14 protein-coding genes are annotated in these 14,409 nt (G+C 52.7%); 3 read left to right on the top strand and 11 right to left on the bottom strand.

The window, feature by feature from the left end; genetic code table 11:
- Positions 1-53: 53 nt before the first annotated feature.
- The 4 genes from IPM28_06810 to folK are packed head-to-tail and all read right to left on the bottom strand — an operon-like array spanning position 54 to position 2,909.
- Positions 54-557 (bottom strand): TlpA family protein disulfide reductase, encoded by a 504-nt coding sequence (locus IPM28_06810; protein MBK9172703.1) that lies wholly within the window; start codon positions 555-557, stop codon positions 54-56.
- A 60-nt stretch (positions 558-617) separates the two neighbouring features.
- On the bottom strand, positions 618-1,472 hold the full coding sequence (locus IPM28_06805) for a pantoate--beta-alanine ligase (protein MBK9172702.1): 855 nt from the start codon (positions 1,470-1,472) through the stop codon (positions 618-620).
- 22 nt (positions 1,473-1,494) lie between these two features.
- Positions 1,495-2,349, bottom strand: a complete 855-nt coding sequence (panB, locus tag IPM28_06800) for a 3-methyl-2-oxobutanoate hydroxymethyltransferase (protein MBK9172701.1) — start codon at positions 2,347-2,349, stop codon at positions 1,495-1,497.
- A gap of 38 nt (positions 2,350-2,387) precedes the next feature.
- Positions 2,388-2,909 (bottom strand): 2-amino-4-hydroxy-6-hydroxymethyldihydropteridine diphosphokinase, encoded by a 522-nt coding sequence (folK, locus tag IPM28_06795; protein ID MBK9172700.1) that lies wholly within the window; start codon positions 2,907-2,909, stop codon positions 2,388-2,390.
- A gap of 706 nt (positions 2,910-3,615) precedes the next feature.
- Between folK and IPM28_06790 the strand changes: the two genes are divergently transcribed.
- From IPM28_06790 to IPM28_06780, 3 genes are read left to right on the top strand one after another with little or no spacing between them, the layout of a single operon-like run.
- The gene (locus tag IPM28_06790) at positions 3,616-4,908 is read left to right on the top strand and encodes a putative DNA binding domain-containing protein (GenBank protein ID MBK9172699.1); all 1,293 of its coding nucleotides are present in this window, start codon (positions 3,616-3,618) and stop codon (positions 4,906-4,908) included.
- A 54-nt stretch (positions 4,909-4,962) separates the two neighbouring features.
- The gene (locus tag IPM28_06785) at positions 4,963-6,237 is read left to right on the top strand and encodes an MFS transporter (GenBank protein ID MBK9172698.1); all 1,275 of its coding nucleotides are present in this window, start codon (positions 4,963-4,965) and stop codon (positions 6,235-6,237) included.
- A 2-nt stretch (positions 6,238-6,239) separates the two neighbouring features.
- Positions 6,240-6,545 (top strand): DUF2695 domain-containing protein, encoded by a 306-nt coding sequence (locus tag IPM28_06780; protein MBK9172697.1) that lies wholly within the window; start codon positions 6,240-6,242, stop codon positions 6,543-6,545.
- 18 nt (positions 6,546-6,563) lie between these two features.
- Here IPM28_06780 and uvrA read toward each other — a convergent pair whose 3' ends face one another.
- The 7 genes from uvrA to IPM28_06745 form a co-directional block, all read right to left on the bottom strand.
- Positions 6,564-9,449 (bottom strand): excinuclease ABC subunit UvrA, encoded by a 2,886-nt coding sequence (uvrA, locus tag IPM28_06775; GenBank protein MBK9172696.1) that lies wholly within the window; start codon positions 9,447-9,449, stop codon positions 6,564-6,566.
- A gap of 79 nt (positions 9,450-9,528) precedes the next feature.
- Entirely contained in the window at positions 9,529-9,801 is a 273-nt protein-coding gene (locus tag IPM28_06770) for a hypothetical protein (protein MBK9172695.1), read from the bottom strand.
- A complete protein-coding gene (locus tag IPM28_06765; GenBank protein MBK9172694.1) occupies positions 9,780-10,538 on the bottom strand; it encodes a L,D-transpeptidase family protein in 759 nt (252 codons plus the stop codon). Before IPM28_06765 ends, IPM28_06770 begins: the two co-directional genes overlap by 22 nt.
- Positions 10,539-10,541: 3 nt before the next feature.
- Positions 10,542-11,333 carry a M50 family metallopeptidase gene (locus IPM28_06760; protein ID MBK9172693.1) on the bottom strand — a complete coding sequence of 264 codons (792 nt, stop codon included), beginning with the start codon at positions 11,331-11,333 and terminating at the stop codon, positions 10,542-10,544.
- A gap of 92 nt (positions 11,334-11,425) precedes the next feature.
- The gene (moaC, locus tag IPM28_06755; GenBank protein MBK9172692.1) at positions 11,426-11,893 is read right to left on the bottom strand and encodes a cyclic pyranopterin monophosphate synthase MoaC; all 468 of its coding nucleotides are present in this window, start codon (positions 11,891-11,893) and stop codon (positions 11,426-11,428) included.
- 31 nt (positions 11,894-11,924) lie between these two features.
- Positions 11,925-13,139, bottom strand: a complete 1,215-nt coding sequence (locus IPM28_06750; protein MBK9172691.1) for a molybdopterin molybdotransferase MoeA — start codon at positions 13,137-13,139, stop codon at positions 11,925-11,927.
- Positions 13,140-13,180: 41 nt separating this feature from the next.
- The gene (locus IPM28_06745; GenBank protein MBK9172690.1) at positions 13,181-14,401 is read right to left on the bottom strand and encodes an aminopeptidase P family protein; all 1,221 of its coding nucleotides are present in this window, start codon (positions 14,399-14,401) and stop codon (positions 13,181-13,183) included.
- Between the last annotated feature and the right edge of the window lie 8 nt (positions 14,402-14,409).

Below are 14,409 nucleotides of genomic sequence, written 5' to 3'. Positions count from 1 at the left end.
GAAAAAGCAGGCCGAAGATCGCCTGCTTTTTTCATCAAAGAGCTTCTTTCGCATTACAAAAGCCTGTCGATAGTTCTTGAGATAGGCACAGTTATATCCCACTTAGGGTCGATCCCGCCAAATACCTCTACTTTGCGTCCGTTCTTGTCCAGGATGACGAAGGAGGGCACCTGGTCGACACCAAACTTCTCGAACGTCGAACTACCATCCGGATCTCGAAGCACGGGTACGGCTACCTTATTTGCGGACGCAAATTTCAAAAGCGCCTCGTTGCTCGCAAAGTTCTTTGATCTGGGCGCATTGGAATCGGTCATCACGAAGAAGACGGCAACGTTCTTTCCTGCATATTTCTTTGCGATCGAATTAGCATATTCCGCCTGCTTTCCGGATAACGGGAGCCAGCTAGCGCCAAACGCAAGAACGACCACCTTACCATTTTGATCCTCAATGTCCTTCTTTCCGCCGTCCAGAGAGGTCAATGATGTTTGAGCACTCACAGTAAGCGCAGCGAAAACCATTGAAAGGTATACCACAAGAGAAATAATAATGTGTTTCATAGCAGCTATCAGGTCGAAGACCATTCTCCCGTAGTTGTTTGATGCAATTTAGGGGCCAATCTACTGTCTTCGGTTCAAGACAACGTTGTCGATCAACCTCACACTCCCGAAACGGACCGCAACGGCGATGAGGGCTTCTCTATCATCAATCTTTTCAATTGGTTCCAGGGATTCTGAGTCAACGGCTGCGACGTATTCTACATTTGCAAGAGATTCTGAAGAGAGTGTGGTGTTGACCAAATCGACGAGCTTTGAAGCAATTCGTTCACCTTGCTTGAAGGCGGTTTTTGCGTCCCGCAGCGAACGATAGATCACTGATGCTCTTTCGCGTTCTTCCTCGGTCAAGAGCCGGTTGCGAGACGACATCGCAAGACCTGATTCTTCGCGAACGGTCGGAACCGCAGCGATCTCGGTTTCGAATCCGAGATCTCGGTTCAGACGCCGAATAATGGCAAGTTGTTGTGCATCCTTTTGACCAAATACCGCGAAGTCTGGTCTCACCGTGTTCAATAAGATCGTGACGATGGTAGCGACACCGCGGAAATGACCTGGACGAGATGCGCCTTCCAGACTCTCAGACAGTCCCTCAACATAAACATACGTAGAGAAGTCCGGAGGGTATAGTTCAGATGCCTCCGGGGCGAAAATATAATCGACACCGTGGTCGGCCAACAGCGCGGCATCCGCTGCCAGGTCGCGGGGGTAGCGTTCGAGGTCAACTTTATCGTTGAACTGTGTCGGATTAACAAAGATCGATACGATGACCACATCCGAAATCTGCCTTGCCTCCCGAACCAGCGAAAGATGCCCTTCGTGAAGTGCACCCATCGTCGGCACAAATCCAACGGTTTTATGCTCGCGTCGGAGCTTTCGCGCGATCGAGAACATTCGTTGACGGCGGTTGATTATCTCCATTCAATTGAAGCGATCGTAAGCGTCACAAATTCGAAAGGTCAACGTCTTCGGGCATTGCGTACGATTCGGCTTCTGCCGGATACGAGCCACCGCGTACATCTGCCATCCATTTCGTGATCGCATCGGTGATCACCTGACTAACATTGGCATATTGACGGACGAATCGCGGCTGACGTCCGAATGTAAATCCGATCAGATCGTGAAGGACCAGTACCTGCACATCACATGAACTGCCCGCACCGATGCCGACTGTCGATATCGAAAGTTCGTCGGTCACGATCTCGGCAACTTCGCGCGGAACTAACTCGAGCACGATCGCAAATGCTCCGGCCTCTTCGAGCAGCTTCGCATCTTCGATCAACACCTTAGCGGCATCGGCCGTTTTTGCCTGAACGCGGTAGCCGCCCATCTTGTGGACCGATTGCGGCGTTAGTCCGATGTGAGCCATTACCGGTATCTCTTCGTCTACCAAACGTTTGACGAGATCGATCCGATTGCGGCCTCCTTCGAGCTTTACGGCCTCGGCTCCGCCGTATTTCATCAATTTCAATGCATTTCGTACCGCCTTGTTATCACCAGTATGATAGCTGCCGTATGGCATGTCGGCGATTATAAGTGCACGGTTTGAGCCTCGCTTGACCGCTTTCGTCGCAGAGAGTATTTCGTCCAAAGTCACCGGGATCGTATTGCCATAACCATGGATCACGTTACCCATACTGTCACCGACAAGGATCATATCGACGCCCGCTTCGTCGACGATGCGCGCGGTCGGGTAATCGTAGGCGGTGAGACAAACTAGTTTCTCCCCTTTCTCCTTTGCTGCCCGCAAAGCCGGTACATATACCTTTTCGGGTTTATCTGGTTTGAGATAGGCCATAAATGCAAGTAGAGTCTAGAACTTTGGGGCTAGCAAGTCTAGCCGTTCTGCAGTATCGCATCGACCGAATTTGCCACGGGACTCCATCGAATTACGGACGAATCATCAACCGATTCAGTTAAAAGGCAATCGATCGTTTTGTTCAGTGATGGATGTACGAAATAAGGAGCGATCTCGGCCATCGGGACAAGGACGAAATTCCGAATATGAGCCCGGGGATGCGGGACCGTCAAGAACGGCGTATCGATTCGATGATCGCCAAAGAACAAGAGGTCAAGATCGATAGTTCTTGGTTTTTTTAGTGACTTCTCCTTTCGGCCCAAAAGGTACTCGATCCTTAGCATCCGCGCCATCATTTGAGACGGTGTGACACCTGTAGCTCGGATTTCGGCGACCATATTGAGGAATGGCGGCGCGTTTTCGATCTCAATTGGTTCCGTCTCATAGACCCCGGACAATTTGATCAGTTCAAAGCTCGCTTCCAGCAAACCACGAATTGCGTATACCAAATTGCCCGCTCGGTCGCCTACGTTCGAGCCCAGACCCACATACGCTGTTATTGTTTCAGATCGCACAATTATCGATTCTTGGCCGCTAACACTCCACCTTCGAGCCATTCACCTTCGACGTCGAGCACGGAATCGGACCGTTTATCACTACCTAATGAACGAATAGCCTCGCCGAAGATGGCTTCGACGAAGCTTGGTCCAACCAAAGGTCAGATCGGCGCAAGCGATGCGTCCGACTCATATGACCGAATACGTAATGTCAGTTTTCTTTGCGAAGCGGTTCAATATCCAAACATTAACCTAAAGCCCAATGGAAAAACAAATGATTTGCGATCAGGCGGTGTAACGTCGCCTGGCGAAAATTTGACTGGTGGACCACTCGGCAGCCATTCTTTTTAACGATCAGAATCGCCCGATCTTGGACCTGAAACGCTGTTGGAAACCAAAAGCAGTCCGTTCTGAGGCTTACTTCATTGAAATATGCTTCTATTTTTCTTGCATTTAGAGATTAAGGAGGCTCGATCCCCCGCCTAATCGAAAGTTGATATTTGCCGATCTCAAGTCTAAGACGGGACGATCGTGTCGGTACCATTCATGAATGTTACCGAGCGTTTGCTGATACTTTTACATTTTACAGGCGAAATGGTTCAATAGTAGACAGCCCCGATGGGGGAAATCCAGAAATGCACCTGAACCGGGGCATTCGGGCGGATACTGGGTGTGGTCCGTCTAGACAAAAATATTCACGCCGGTACTTATGCCGCGAAGACGATTCCGACACAGTCCGAGGTTTGACACCCCCGCCGAGCGTTCTCATCAGGAGTACCTTCACAACCAATCCGCACAGATAACGACACGGACCGAATTGCTTCGACTGATCCGTGGCGGTGAGGACACTTACCTCGAACTCAAAGTAAAGCTTTCGAATCCGGAAAGGATCACTCAGGGCATTGTAGCTTTAGCGAATACTGACGGCGGAACCATCATCTTTGGTGTGAATGATCAACTACGCATTGAAGGTGTGAGTAATCCTGAGGATGTTCAACAAGAGATCAATCGAATATGTCGCGACGAGATCGTCCCTCCTATCGTTCCGTTGATCGACTGCATTGCATTTGACAGCGGTAAGCGAATCGTCGCACTTGATGTCGAGGCAAAGCGTCGTCCCTATCGTACACGTGACGGCCGCTTTTATATGCGGTTCGGCTCCGAGAAGCGGGAAGTTTCAAGGGAACAGCTGTCGATGTGGCTGGACGAGATAAGACCGCTCGGATACGAAAACATTCCTCTTTTTACCGCGAATGAAGACGATTTTGACGACGGATTACTTTGGACATTCGCTCGCGGTTTTGATGACTTCAATCCTGTATCAAACCTTTACGATACTAAGGAATTTATTAAGAAGGACCTGCTAATGGCGGCTGGAAACTCCGATGAGTTCTTTCCGACCGTTGCCGCGCTCGTGCTGTTCGGCAAGGCCGACCGAATCGAGGCTATGTTTCCGCGATCGGTTGTATTCATCGCACGTTACTCGGGCGATAATGGGAATGCACAACTCGTAGAGCGCCAAGAGATCCGCGGCAACCTGCTTCATCAATTTGAAGGAATCCTCGCGTTTGTGCAGCGCTACTGCGATCTCGTCAAGGACAAGCCAAAACGATCCGTTTCAGACGTTGATTCTCCGGTCAAGGCACGTTCAAACTTTCATGTCTATGCTGTTCGCGAGGCCATCGCTAACTTGTTGGTTCACCGCGATTTTGTGCTTCGCGATGTGCTGACGCGGATCAATATATATGAAAGTTCGATTGAATTCGTAAACGGCAGGCGGACCAACGGATTCGTCCCGCCGGCTTCTCGCGCGATCAGATTCGGTATAACGCAGCGTTTGAATCCACAGATTTCATCGGTATTCGCACGTCGTGAGTACGGAGCCAATGTTCCCCGAGGCGGCCTGCCGATGGTCCTCAAGCAATCCGAGCGTATCTCCGGAAAGCGGGCAGAAGTCTACACCTCCAATGACGAATTCAAATTGAAGATCCACGGAACCTAGCCATTTGGGCTGCGGCAGGTTTTCCGTTGCACAGATTCGTGCATTGTCAACCCGATGCTGCTCGACCTATCACCACTCAGGGTCTCTCGTGACTACCGACTCCTTTTTTTCGGCCAACTGATCTCGTTCTTCGGCTCGATGATGACGTTTATCGTCGTCCCGTGGCAGATGTATCAGCTAACGGGTTCATCGGCAATGGTTGGCTATATCTATCTTGCTGAGTTTGTTCCGATGGTGATCCTGGCGTTCGTCGGCGGGGCACTCGCCGACTATTTCGATAAACGCCGTCTTTTGCGACTCACAGAATTCGGACAAGGTTTGGCTTCTGCGATTTTGCTTATCAATTCGCTTTCATCGAATCCTCGGATCTGGGTTTTGTTTCTTTGTGTCGCACTACAAGCGGGGTTGGCCGCAATTCAAAGGCCTGCGTTCGAATCATTCATCCAAAAGGTCATCCCGCCAGATTTGATGTCTGCGGTCATGGCTCTCAATTCGATCAGATGGAGTATCGGTGCGATCATTAGCCCTGCGATCGCGGGGTTGATCGCCGTGAAACTCGGGCCATCGTTCGCATATGCACTTGATCTGGTTTCGTTTGGCGGAACGATCTACGCAGTATACGCGATCTCCGCGGTGGAATCCCCTGAAAACGCCGAAAGACCCAGCTTGAGGTCGATCAAAAACGCGTGGAAATATGCCTTTAGCAGAAAGGAACTCTTAGGAACATATTTTATCGACATTGCGGCGATGTTCTTCGCAATGCCGCAGGCCCTTTATCCGGCGCTCGCTGTCTATTTCGGTGAACAGTATGTCGGGTTTTTTCCCGCTGCCATCGCCGCGGGTGCGTTGCTCGCGAGTGTCACTTCAGGCTGGACCAAGACAGTTCATCGGCATGGCGTGATGGTGACAGGGGCAGCGGTGCTTTGGGGTGCGGCGATCGTCGGTTTCGGTTTTTCGGACAGCGTCGTCATCGCACTGCTCTTTCTCGCCGCGGCTGGTTTTTTTGACATGATATCGGGGATCTTCAGAGGTGCGATCTGGAACCAAACCATCCCAAACCATCTTCGCGGGCGCTTGGCAAGCATCGAGATGATAAGCTATTTGACAGGTCCGATGCTCGGAAGCGCCAAGATGGGAATCGTTGCCGAAAGATTTGGTGTGAAGGGGGCACTGATCTCTGGCGGCCTCCTGTGTGTTGTTTCGGTCGTCGGTGCGGCAATATTGCTTCCGAAGTTCATTGCATACGACGGCAGGGAGGGCGTGAAACAAAAGGAACGCGAAGAGGCGGAAAGGGCTGAAATGTTGAGACTGTCTGAAGCAGAATTCTAACAATGGCAATTTTACGAAAGCGCGAGATCGATAATCTCGAACAACTTTCCGGCGACGAACTGTCGGAGTTTCTGGCGGCGATGCCGGCCCGTCAAGATTCGATAAGCGGACTGCTCGATCATGTCGAAGACGAACTTTACGAATCAGAATGCAATCACAGTCTACAGCATTCGATGAAATTCATGATGGATAACGGTCTCGATTTTGGTAAGTTGACCAACTGGCTAACGAGAAACGGCGGCTATTGCGATTGTAAAGTTCTCGAACAGATCGCTCCGATATGGAGAGCGAAGTTTGGCGACGATTGATGGACCTACGCGGTCACTTTATCTCAGGATACCGCTGAGGAATTGTCCGGTGTGTGACGACGGAACACCCGCTATCTCTTCAGGAGTTCCGACCGCGACGATCTGACCACCGCCGACGCCGCCTTCGGGTCCGAGGTCGATCACGTAGTCCGCGGTTTTGATGACATCCATGTTGTGCTCGATCACAATAATGCTCGCGCCGGCTTCCAGCAACGCCCGAAATGCGGCAAGCAGTTTGTTTATGTCATCGAAATGAAGTCCGGTTGTCGGCTCGTCAAAGACGAAGAGAGTCTTCGAATTGGTCTTTTGCGAAAGGTACGATGCGAGCTTCACGCGTTGAGCTTCGCCGCCGCTGAGGGTCGTGGCCGATTGCCCGAGCCTCAAGTAACCGAGCCCAACGGCCTCGAGTACCTTTAGTCGTGAAACGAGTTTATTGACTTCCTTGAAAAAGTGGATCGCTTCGCGGACGGTAAGTTCTAGAGCCTCAGCTATGCTCTTTCCCTTGTATTTTATGTTGAGAATCTCTTCCTTGAATCTTGTTCCGCGACACACCTCACATGTCAGTTCAACATCCGCTAAAAACTGCATCTCTACGGTAACGGTACCGCTGCCCTGACATATTTCGCACCGTCCGCCTGGCACATTGAAAGAAAAATGTGACGAATTATACCCCTTGGTCTTAGCCGACTGAGTTCCGGCAAAGACATCGCGGATCGCATCGTATGCCTTGATATAGGTAACCGGATTGGAACGGGGCGTTCGGCCGATCGGCGATTGGTCGACCAAGACTATATCGTCGATCAGTTCATGCCCCGTGATATCTCGAAAAAGTCCGACGTGCGAATTCCATTCACCTCGCTGCTTTTTGATCCCGGCGAAAAGTACATCATGCACAAGCGTGGACTTGCCCGAACCCGAAACTCCTGTGACCGCGACCAACATTCCAAGCGGGAAATCGACCGTTACATCCCTAAGGTTGTGCTCTCGGGCACCCTCGATGCGGATCTTTCCCTTTTCCGCTTTCATTCGTGTTTTTGGAATCTTGATCTCAGCGTCGCCCCTAAGGTATCTCGCGGTAAGCGAATCTGAATTCTTAAGGAGCCTTGGAAGCGTTCCCTCAAAAACAAGTTCGCCACCGTGTTCACCTGCGTAGATACCAATATCGATTATATGATCGGCTGCACGGATCGTCTCTTCGTCGTGTTCGACGACCAAAACGGTGTTTCCGATGTCACGCAGATCCTTAAGAATAGAAATCAGCCGTCCGTTGTCGCGTGGGTGAAGGCCGATACTAGGTTCATCGAGCACGTAAAGCGTTCCGACGAGAAGTGATCCAAGATTTGTAGCAAGCTGAATGCGCTGCGCTTCACCGCCTGACAACGTTGCTGCCAGGCGATCAAGAGATAAATACTCAAGCCCGACGTTCACAAGAAACTCGAGTCGACGTCGGACCTCCAATAGGAGCTTTTCTGCTATCTTCGCCTGTTCTTCCGTGAGCGTGAGTTCATTGAAATAACGGAATGCATCATCGATCGAAAGGTTGAGGATCTCTGGCAGTGAACGCCCGCCGATCTTTACATCGCGAGCCTCGTGCCGCAAACGGGCACCGTTGCAGTCCGGACACCTCGTATATCCACGATACTTTGCAAGGAACACCCTTACGTGGAGCTTATATTTCTTGGTTTCCAGCCACTGAAAGAAGCCCTTGATCCCGCGCCAGCCTTCATCTCCATAAATAATGCAGTTCTGTTGAAAGTCAGGAAGATCGGCAAAAGGTATCCGCGTATCTATGTTCGCTGACGATGCGTATTTAAGGAGTTCTTTCTGCGCCCATGCGTGTTGTGGTCTTGTGAAAGGCTCGATCGCCCCGTCTTTCAAAGAGAACAAGGGGTTTGGAATGACCAACCCATAGTCAACACCGATCGTGTTTCCAAATCCCTGGCATGTAGGGCAAGCACCAACTGGCGAATTGAAGCTGAAAAGCTGTGGTTCAGGAATTTCGTATTCGGTACCGTCGTATTTGCAGATGAATCGGTCCGAATAATTGAGGATCTCTATTACGGGTCTATCACTCGTTTTTCCAGGGCCAATTTTTGTCGAATCTCCGGTCAACGCACCACCTGATCGTATGATCGCAGCGTGGCCTTCGCGGAAACATGTCTCGAGCGAGTCAACAAGGCGCTGGCGAATATCCGACGAGGCCTTTAGACGGTCGATAAGTACAAATGTGTCTTCAAAGTCGTCGAAACAATAGTCCTCGGGCCTCTGAAGTTCGATCGTTTCGCCGTTTCGGAACAAGCGCGAAAATCCTTGCTGAAGAAGGGATATAAGAAACGCAGATACACTTAGGTCACTCGCAGATGCTTTGGGTTTTGACCGACCCTTGGTTTTTTCAGTTTTACCGGAGATTCCCTGAAGTATTGGAAAGAGAACATAAAATCTCGTTCCCTCGGCAAGAGTATCTAAGATCTCATCGGCAGCAGACTCTGGGGAGTCCTTCTTTACTTCGCGACCGCAGACGTGGCAGATCGTCTGGCCTGCACGCGCATAGAGCAGCCCCAAATAATCGTAGATCTCGGTTTGTGTCGCAACCGTCGAGCGTGGATTACGGGTTGAGTTCTTTTGTCGGATCGCGATCGCTGGAGCGATGCCGGTGATCTCGTCGACGTCAGGCTTATCCATCCGCTCGAGGAATTGACGTGCGTAGGCCGAGAGCGATTCAACGTAACGGCGCTGGCCCTCGGCATAGATCGTATCGAATGCGAGGCTCGATTTGCCCGAGCCGGAAACACCCGTGATCACGGTCAGCTTGTTGTGCGGCAGCGATACCGAAATGTTCTTGAGATTGTGAACGCGTGCGCCGCGGACAACGATCGCCTCTTCGATTTGTTTTACAGCCGGCATTGTTGCGAAACCTGTGTATCAGGCAAACTTCAATGATAGCAAATCGAGGGGGCTGCAGGAAGCGCGGGCCAGCGGGCGATTACCAGCGTGAGTCGTAGACCGAAAAGTTGTCAAGCCAGTGGTCAGATTCGTCGGCCAAAAGCAAAGGGATCAGGCCTTCGACTACGATCTCGGTGTCGGTGTTTCGGCGAATGCGATATGTGCGTCCAGATGCCGAAGCGACCGAGATCGTAACGGTGCCCTCAGAAATGCATGCGATCGAAGCAAAGCGCCAATCCTTTCGTGATCGAACAACGAGCCGGCCGCCGATCGGCATTTCGGCAAGAGTCTTCAGATTTTCGGCAGTTTCCATTTATTTCGAAACTTTTTGAGTTCACCGTCAGGCATTTGGACTAGGTAAGGGGTCTTTGACGCGTCGAGCCACGTTATTAATCGCTCAAGATCGAGGCGTTCCATGGCCGTACATCCGGCAGTCGGGGTCGAGGCATCTTTCCACACGTGAAGGAATATACAAGAACCGTTCTCAGGACGCACCGGGAAAGAGTTGTAGGCCACAAAGACCCCGAGGCCGTATTCTTCGCCGACCTCGAGCATCTTCTCAGAACTTTTCCAATCGAAGATCCCAACCTTCATTCGATCGACGATCTTGTTGTAGTGGGTCGATTTCGGGTCGTCGACACACTCGGTGAACTGCTCGATCTTTGTGTACGGGAATTCTAGTTGTTCCGGTTTCGTTGCCGACCCAAAAACGAACGTGAGCGGGAACATCCCTGCTGGGGCTTTTCCGTCGCCTTCCTTTTTGAATTCTGTGATGTTCTCAGGTGCTGAATCGATCGCCCATGCCATGCCCGAACGCCCGACAACCACTGCGAACTGATCGCCTACCGACTTCCATTTTGCCCGCGGGTTGGTCCGCTCAAAAAGCCGAGCTGTGCCTTGCGTCGCTTCCCAATCCTTAGAGGTAACAACAACGGCTTGAAGCGATTCGGCAAATGGTGTTTTGACCGGCGGTGGTTGCGGCGACTTGATCTGTCCAGCCGCAACCCCTACGAGCGTCAGGATCGAAAGTAGGATCGGCAGATTGTTCATTGTCTACTGATCCTCGAAAAGAGATTCTGCAGTCGAAGAGCTCTTTGAAACAGTATAAATTCTCAACCCGACCGAGATCATAGCGAGCGAGATGACGATCCATATAACGACCCAGAGCATGGCCGGAATGCCAGTGGCGGCGGCCATGTTCACGGCATCAGAATGGCTGCTTGTTAACGTAGAAATGAAAAACAGGTCTACGAGGCTAAAGACAGCATTAAGTAAAACTTGGACCGCTATGAACGCGAGCGCGAAATTTACCCACCTTATCTCTGCGTACTTTGCGATCGCGACCAGCGCGGAAGCGATGAAAGCTCCGGAAAAGACTGTGAACAACATGCCGCCGAACGTGACGGTCGCGAACAGATTAAGGATCGGGGCCATGAACCCGAATCCAGCTGTGAGAACCGCGATGATCGCCGCACACCCGTACAACGCGTATCGGGATGAAAACCCGTAACGCTTCCAGGCCAAAAGTCCTGCACCGAAAGCGGTGGTGCCTAAATAGCCCGAACTGGATATAAACAGCTGCGATAACCAACCCGAACCCTGTGACCATACCGCACCGCTGGTGTCTGGCGAAACGGTCAGGCTTTGTACAGAATTTCCGGTTAACAAAGTTGCAAGAACGTGGCCGCCTTCATGTATGAATGTCGCGAACAGCTGCAGTGGATAAACGAGATAAGACACAAACGGTAAGAACCACGAAGCGACCCACAGCCCGATGCTGATCAGCGTTGCGATCAACAACAGTGTGAACTGAGGTTCGGCGTCTTTTGCAACTTTATATTCCATTTTCATTACTCCTTTGGTCGTCCGATTGGTATACGAGCCAGTTTACCGCAAAGTTCGGTCGGTTAAAAGGAATTTCGGGTTAGGTCCGTGATCTAGCTTCTGTTGTAGTCTTGTTTGCCGCCGGCCTTCGATTCGAGCCGGATGTCCGTTATCTCGATATCCCGCTGAACGGCCTTGCACATGTCATAGACGGTCAGGGCTGCTATCGAAACGGCTGTGAGCGCTTCCATCTCGACGCCGGTCGGCGAAGTTGTGATGGCCTGGGCACGAAGTTCGATGCCCGAATCCGTCAGCCGAGCCTCGATATTTACCTTTGAAAGCGGTACCTGATGGCAGAGCGGAATAAGCTCGGAGGTGCGTTTTGCGGCCATTATTCCCGCAATTCTGGCGATCTCAAGCGGGTCACCCTTTGGCGTTTCATTGGCGCGAAGCTTTGCGACCGTCTCCGGCGAGAGCAGTACGCGGCCCGAGGCGACTGCGACGCGTTTCGTTGGCTCCTTGCCGGAAACATCGACCATCCGGGTGCGTCCGCTTTCATCAAAATGCGAGAGTTCGCTCATAGTTTCGCTCGTTGTGGGTACCGCTAATGTATCAGAGGAAAAGCACTTCGCACACCTCGCCGGAGGTGAGGGAACCGCCGGCGGGAATGCGGACAAGAGCTTCTGCACTCGCAAAGCCAATGAAATCCGATGAGCCATGCCAGCGGAGCGGAACCGCGAGCAGGCGGCCATTTGCGTCGGTCGCGACGATAGCGGGGAGATAAGAATCGCGTTCGCGGGTGCCATTTGCCTCGCCCTCGACGATAGCGAAGCCCGATGGCAGGTCGATGGCTGAAGCGGACTGCATGAGCATCAATGCCCGCCGGACGAAGAGATGAAACGTAACAGCGGCAGAGACCGGATTGCCGGGAAGGCCGAAGAAATATGACCTCTTCATCCGTGCGAAAACGGTCGGTTTGCCGGGCTTGAGCTTCACTTTTTCGAAAAATATCTCCGCACCGAGCCCGGCGATCGCTTCCTTTGTCAGGTCGTATTTGCCAACCGAAACGCCACCGGTGGTGATGACTAGATCGGCGGATCTCGCGGCCGATGCGATGGCGGCGGTCAGGTCGGCAAGCTTGTCGCCGACCGTCGGACGAATGACCGTCTCGGCCCCTGCTGCCTGGCAAAGCGTGGCGAGCATTAATGAGTTGGAGTTGCGTATCTGGTCGGGCTTCGGGCGTTTTGCAATAGGCACGATCTCCGTCCCGGTGGCGAGAATGGCGACACGCGGCCTCTTCGAAACCTTCAACTTTGCGTAACCGAAGGCGGCCGGAACGGCAATATTGGATGCAGTGAGCCGCTCACCCCGGCGAAGCACGACCTTGCCCTTCGCGACCTCTTTGCCCTTAGGGACGACAAAGCGGCCCTTTGCAGTCGGCTTATCGATGATGACGGTGCCGTCGGCTTCACGCGTGAGCTCGATCTTTTGCACGGCATCAGCCCCAGCGGGCAGCGGTGCTCCGGTCATTATTCTGACGGCCTCGCCGGCTTTAAGCCGTCCCTTCCAGCCGCGGCCGGCGGCCGATTCGCCAACCAGCTTCAGCACCGCCGGAACGTCTTTAGTATCAGCCGCAACCACCGCATAGCCATCCATCTGCGACCGGTCAAACGGTGGCATGTCCGTATCCGCAACGACATCCTCCGCAAGAACGCGGCCGACCGAATTGTGAAGATCGATCCGTTCCGGACCGAGCCCGGTCGCCTCACGGGCGATGATCTTCATTGCCTTCTGCGCTGAGATCATTTCAGATCGGAGATCGTTCATATTTGCGACAATTCATTAAGAGCGGATACACCCTCGGATCTTTATTTTATAATGGAGATCTCGGTCTGGCGCGGTCGAATGAACTCGTATCCGGTTGGGGTCATTACGGCGTCGTCTTCGGCCATCATTGTGACCTTTTGCCCGCCCCATTCGGCGACCGGCGTTGAGGTGTTGAGCTCGATGGACATATACGAGCCGAGGATGACCTTGTTCCCGCCGCCGCCGATGTTGCCGCGAAAATCGATCGAGGGCCCGAGGCCGTGGCCGTGCGTGCCGATCGGGTGCGAATAGATCATCGCCTCGATGCCTTGTTTCTTGGCTTCGGCCATCGTTTTTTCGTAGACCTCGGTTCCGGTCATTCCTGCTCGAGCGATGCTGAAAAGGATGTCGTGAAGGCGGTTTGTGTTCTTAAGTGCCGCCGTTAAACCTGCAGGTGCTGCGCTTTCGCCCGGTTTCAATACGTAGGCGTGCTTTTGCCAGTCGGTGGAGAGTCCCATGTAGTTCAGGCCGAAATCAACATGGAGGAGATCGCCTGGCATTATCACCTCAGCTTCGCTTGCCGTGCTCAGGAAAGGGCCGGTCGTTTCAGTTTGTGCCTTCTGCCGCTGGATGCGGAGATCGGGCTGGAACCAAACCGTCAGCCCAAGCTTATTGACCTGCTCAAGCATCCACCAGCGAACGTCGCCGACCGTCGTTTTGCCCGGCGTTATCACCTCATTTGAGAAAGCACGGCGGGCGATCAACTCGGTAGCCGCGACGGCGTTGCGATAATGCTCAAGCTCCTCGGGCAGCCGCGTGTCAAAAAACTCAACGAGCAGATCGGCCGCCGAAATGAACTTCTTTTCATTCTCGGCACCGAGCGATCCCGCCAGGAAGCGGTAGGAATCATAAGAAAGCCCGCTCTGCTGCCCGCGGCTGCCGCCGATGTTGAGCGCGATCGTTTTCGGCGCGCGCTCATCGACGATCTTTTTCAGCTCCTCGCCAAATTTATCGCGGGCGGGCATCACCATCCGGTAATGGTTCTTGAGCCGCTCCTCGTCATAGCGGACCATCGCGATCCGCTCGATCGTTTCACCGCGGTCGATGAAGATGAAAACATCCCGCCGGCCGACTATCGGTATCGGCGGCGTGATGTGCGGCGTTACGGGGTCGCTGTTAAATTCCTCATTCACAACGATCCACATATCGATACCATGCCGCTTCATCATCCCCGGCAAAAGCGTCCCTAACCGCTTCCGCAACCAACCCTCCCGTACCTCCATCTGCTCTC

Source organism: Chloracidobacterium sp., from assembly GCA_016716305.1.
Classification (GTDB): domain Bacteria; phylum Acidobacteriota; class Blastocatellia; order Pyrinomonadales; family Pyrinomonadaceae; genus OLB17.
This window is presented reverse-complemented; position numbering and strand designations above follow the sequence as displayed.

Bases quoted from the DNA above. Each gene is read 5' to 3' on its own strand.
- IPM28_06790 (MBK9172699.1), top strand. From the start codon at position 3,616: ATGCCGCGAAGACGATTCCGACACAGTCCGAGGTTTGACACCCCCGCC.
- IPM28_06750 (MBK9172691.1), bottom strand. From the start codon at position 13,139: ATGAACGATCTCCGATCTGAAATGATCTCAGCGCAGAAGGCAATGAAG.
- IPM28_06810 (MBK9172703.1), bottom strand. From the start codon at position 557: ATGAAACACATTATTATTTCTCTTGTGGTATACCTTTCAATGGTTTTC.
- IPM28_06770 (MBK9172695.1), bottom strand. From the start codon at position 9,801: ATGGAAACTGCCGAAAATCTGAAGACTCTTGCCGAAATGCCGATCGGC.
- IPM28_06745 (MBK9172690.1), bottom strand. From the start codon at position 14,401: ATGGAGGTACGGGAGGGTTGGTTGCGGAAGCGGTTAGGGACGCTTTTG.
- IPM28_06780 (MBK9172697.1), top strand. From the start codon at position 6,240: ATGGCAATTTTACGAAAGCGCGAGATCGATAATCTCGAACAACTTTCC.
- IPM28_06785 (MBK9172698.1), top strand. From the start codon at position 4,963: ATGCTGCTCGACCTATCACCACTCAGGGTCTCTCGTGACTACCGACTC.
- panB (MBK9172701.1), bottom strand. From the start codon at position 2,349: ATGGCCTATCTCAAACCAGATAAACCCGAAAAGGTATATGTACCGGCT.
- IPM28_06805 (MBK9172702.1), bottom strand. From the start codon at position 1,472: ATGGAGATAATCAACCGCCGTCAACGAATGTTCTCGATCGCGCGAAAG.
- uvrA (MBK9172696.1), bottom strand. From the start codon at position 9,449: ATGCCGGCTGTAAAACAAATCGAAGAGGCGATCGTTGTCCGCGGCGCA.
- IPM28_06765 (MBK9172694.1), bottom strand. From the start codon at position 10,538: ATGAACAATCTGCCGATCCTACTTTCGATCCTGACGCTCGTAGGGGTT.
- IPM28_06760 (MBK9172693.1), bottom strand. From the start codon at position 11,333: ATGGAATATAAAGTTGCAAAAGACGCCGAACCTCAGTTCACACTGTTG.
- moaC (MBK9172692.1), bottom strand. From the start codon at position 11,893: ATGAGCGAACTCTCGCATTTTGATGAAAGCGGACGCACCCGGATGGTC.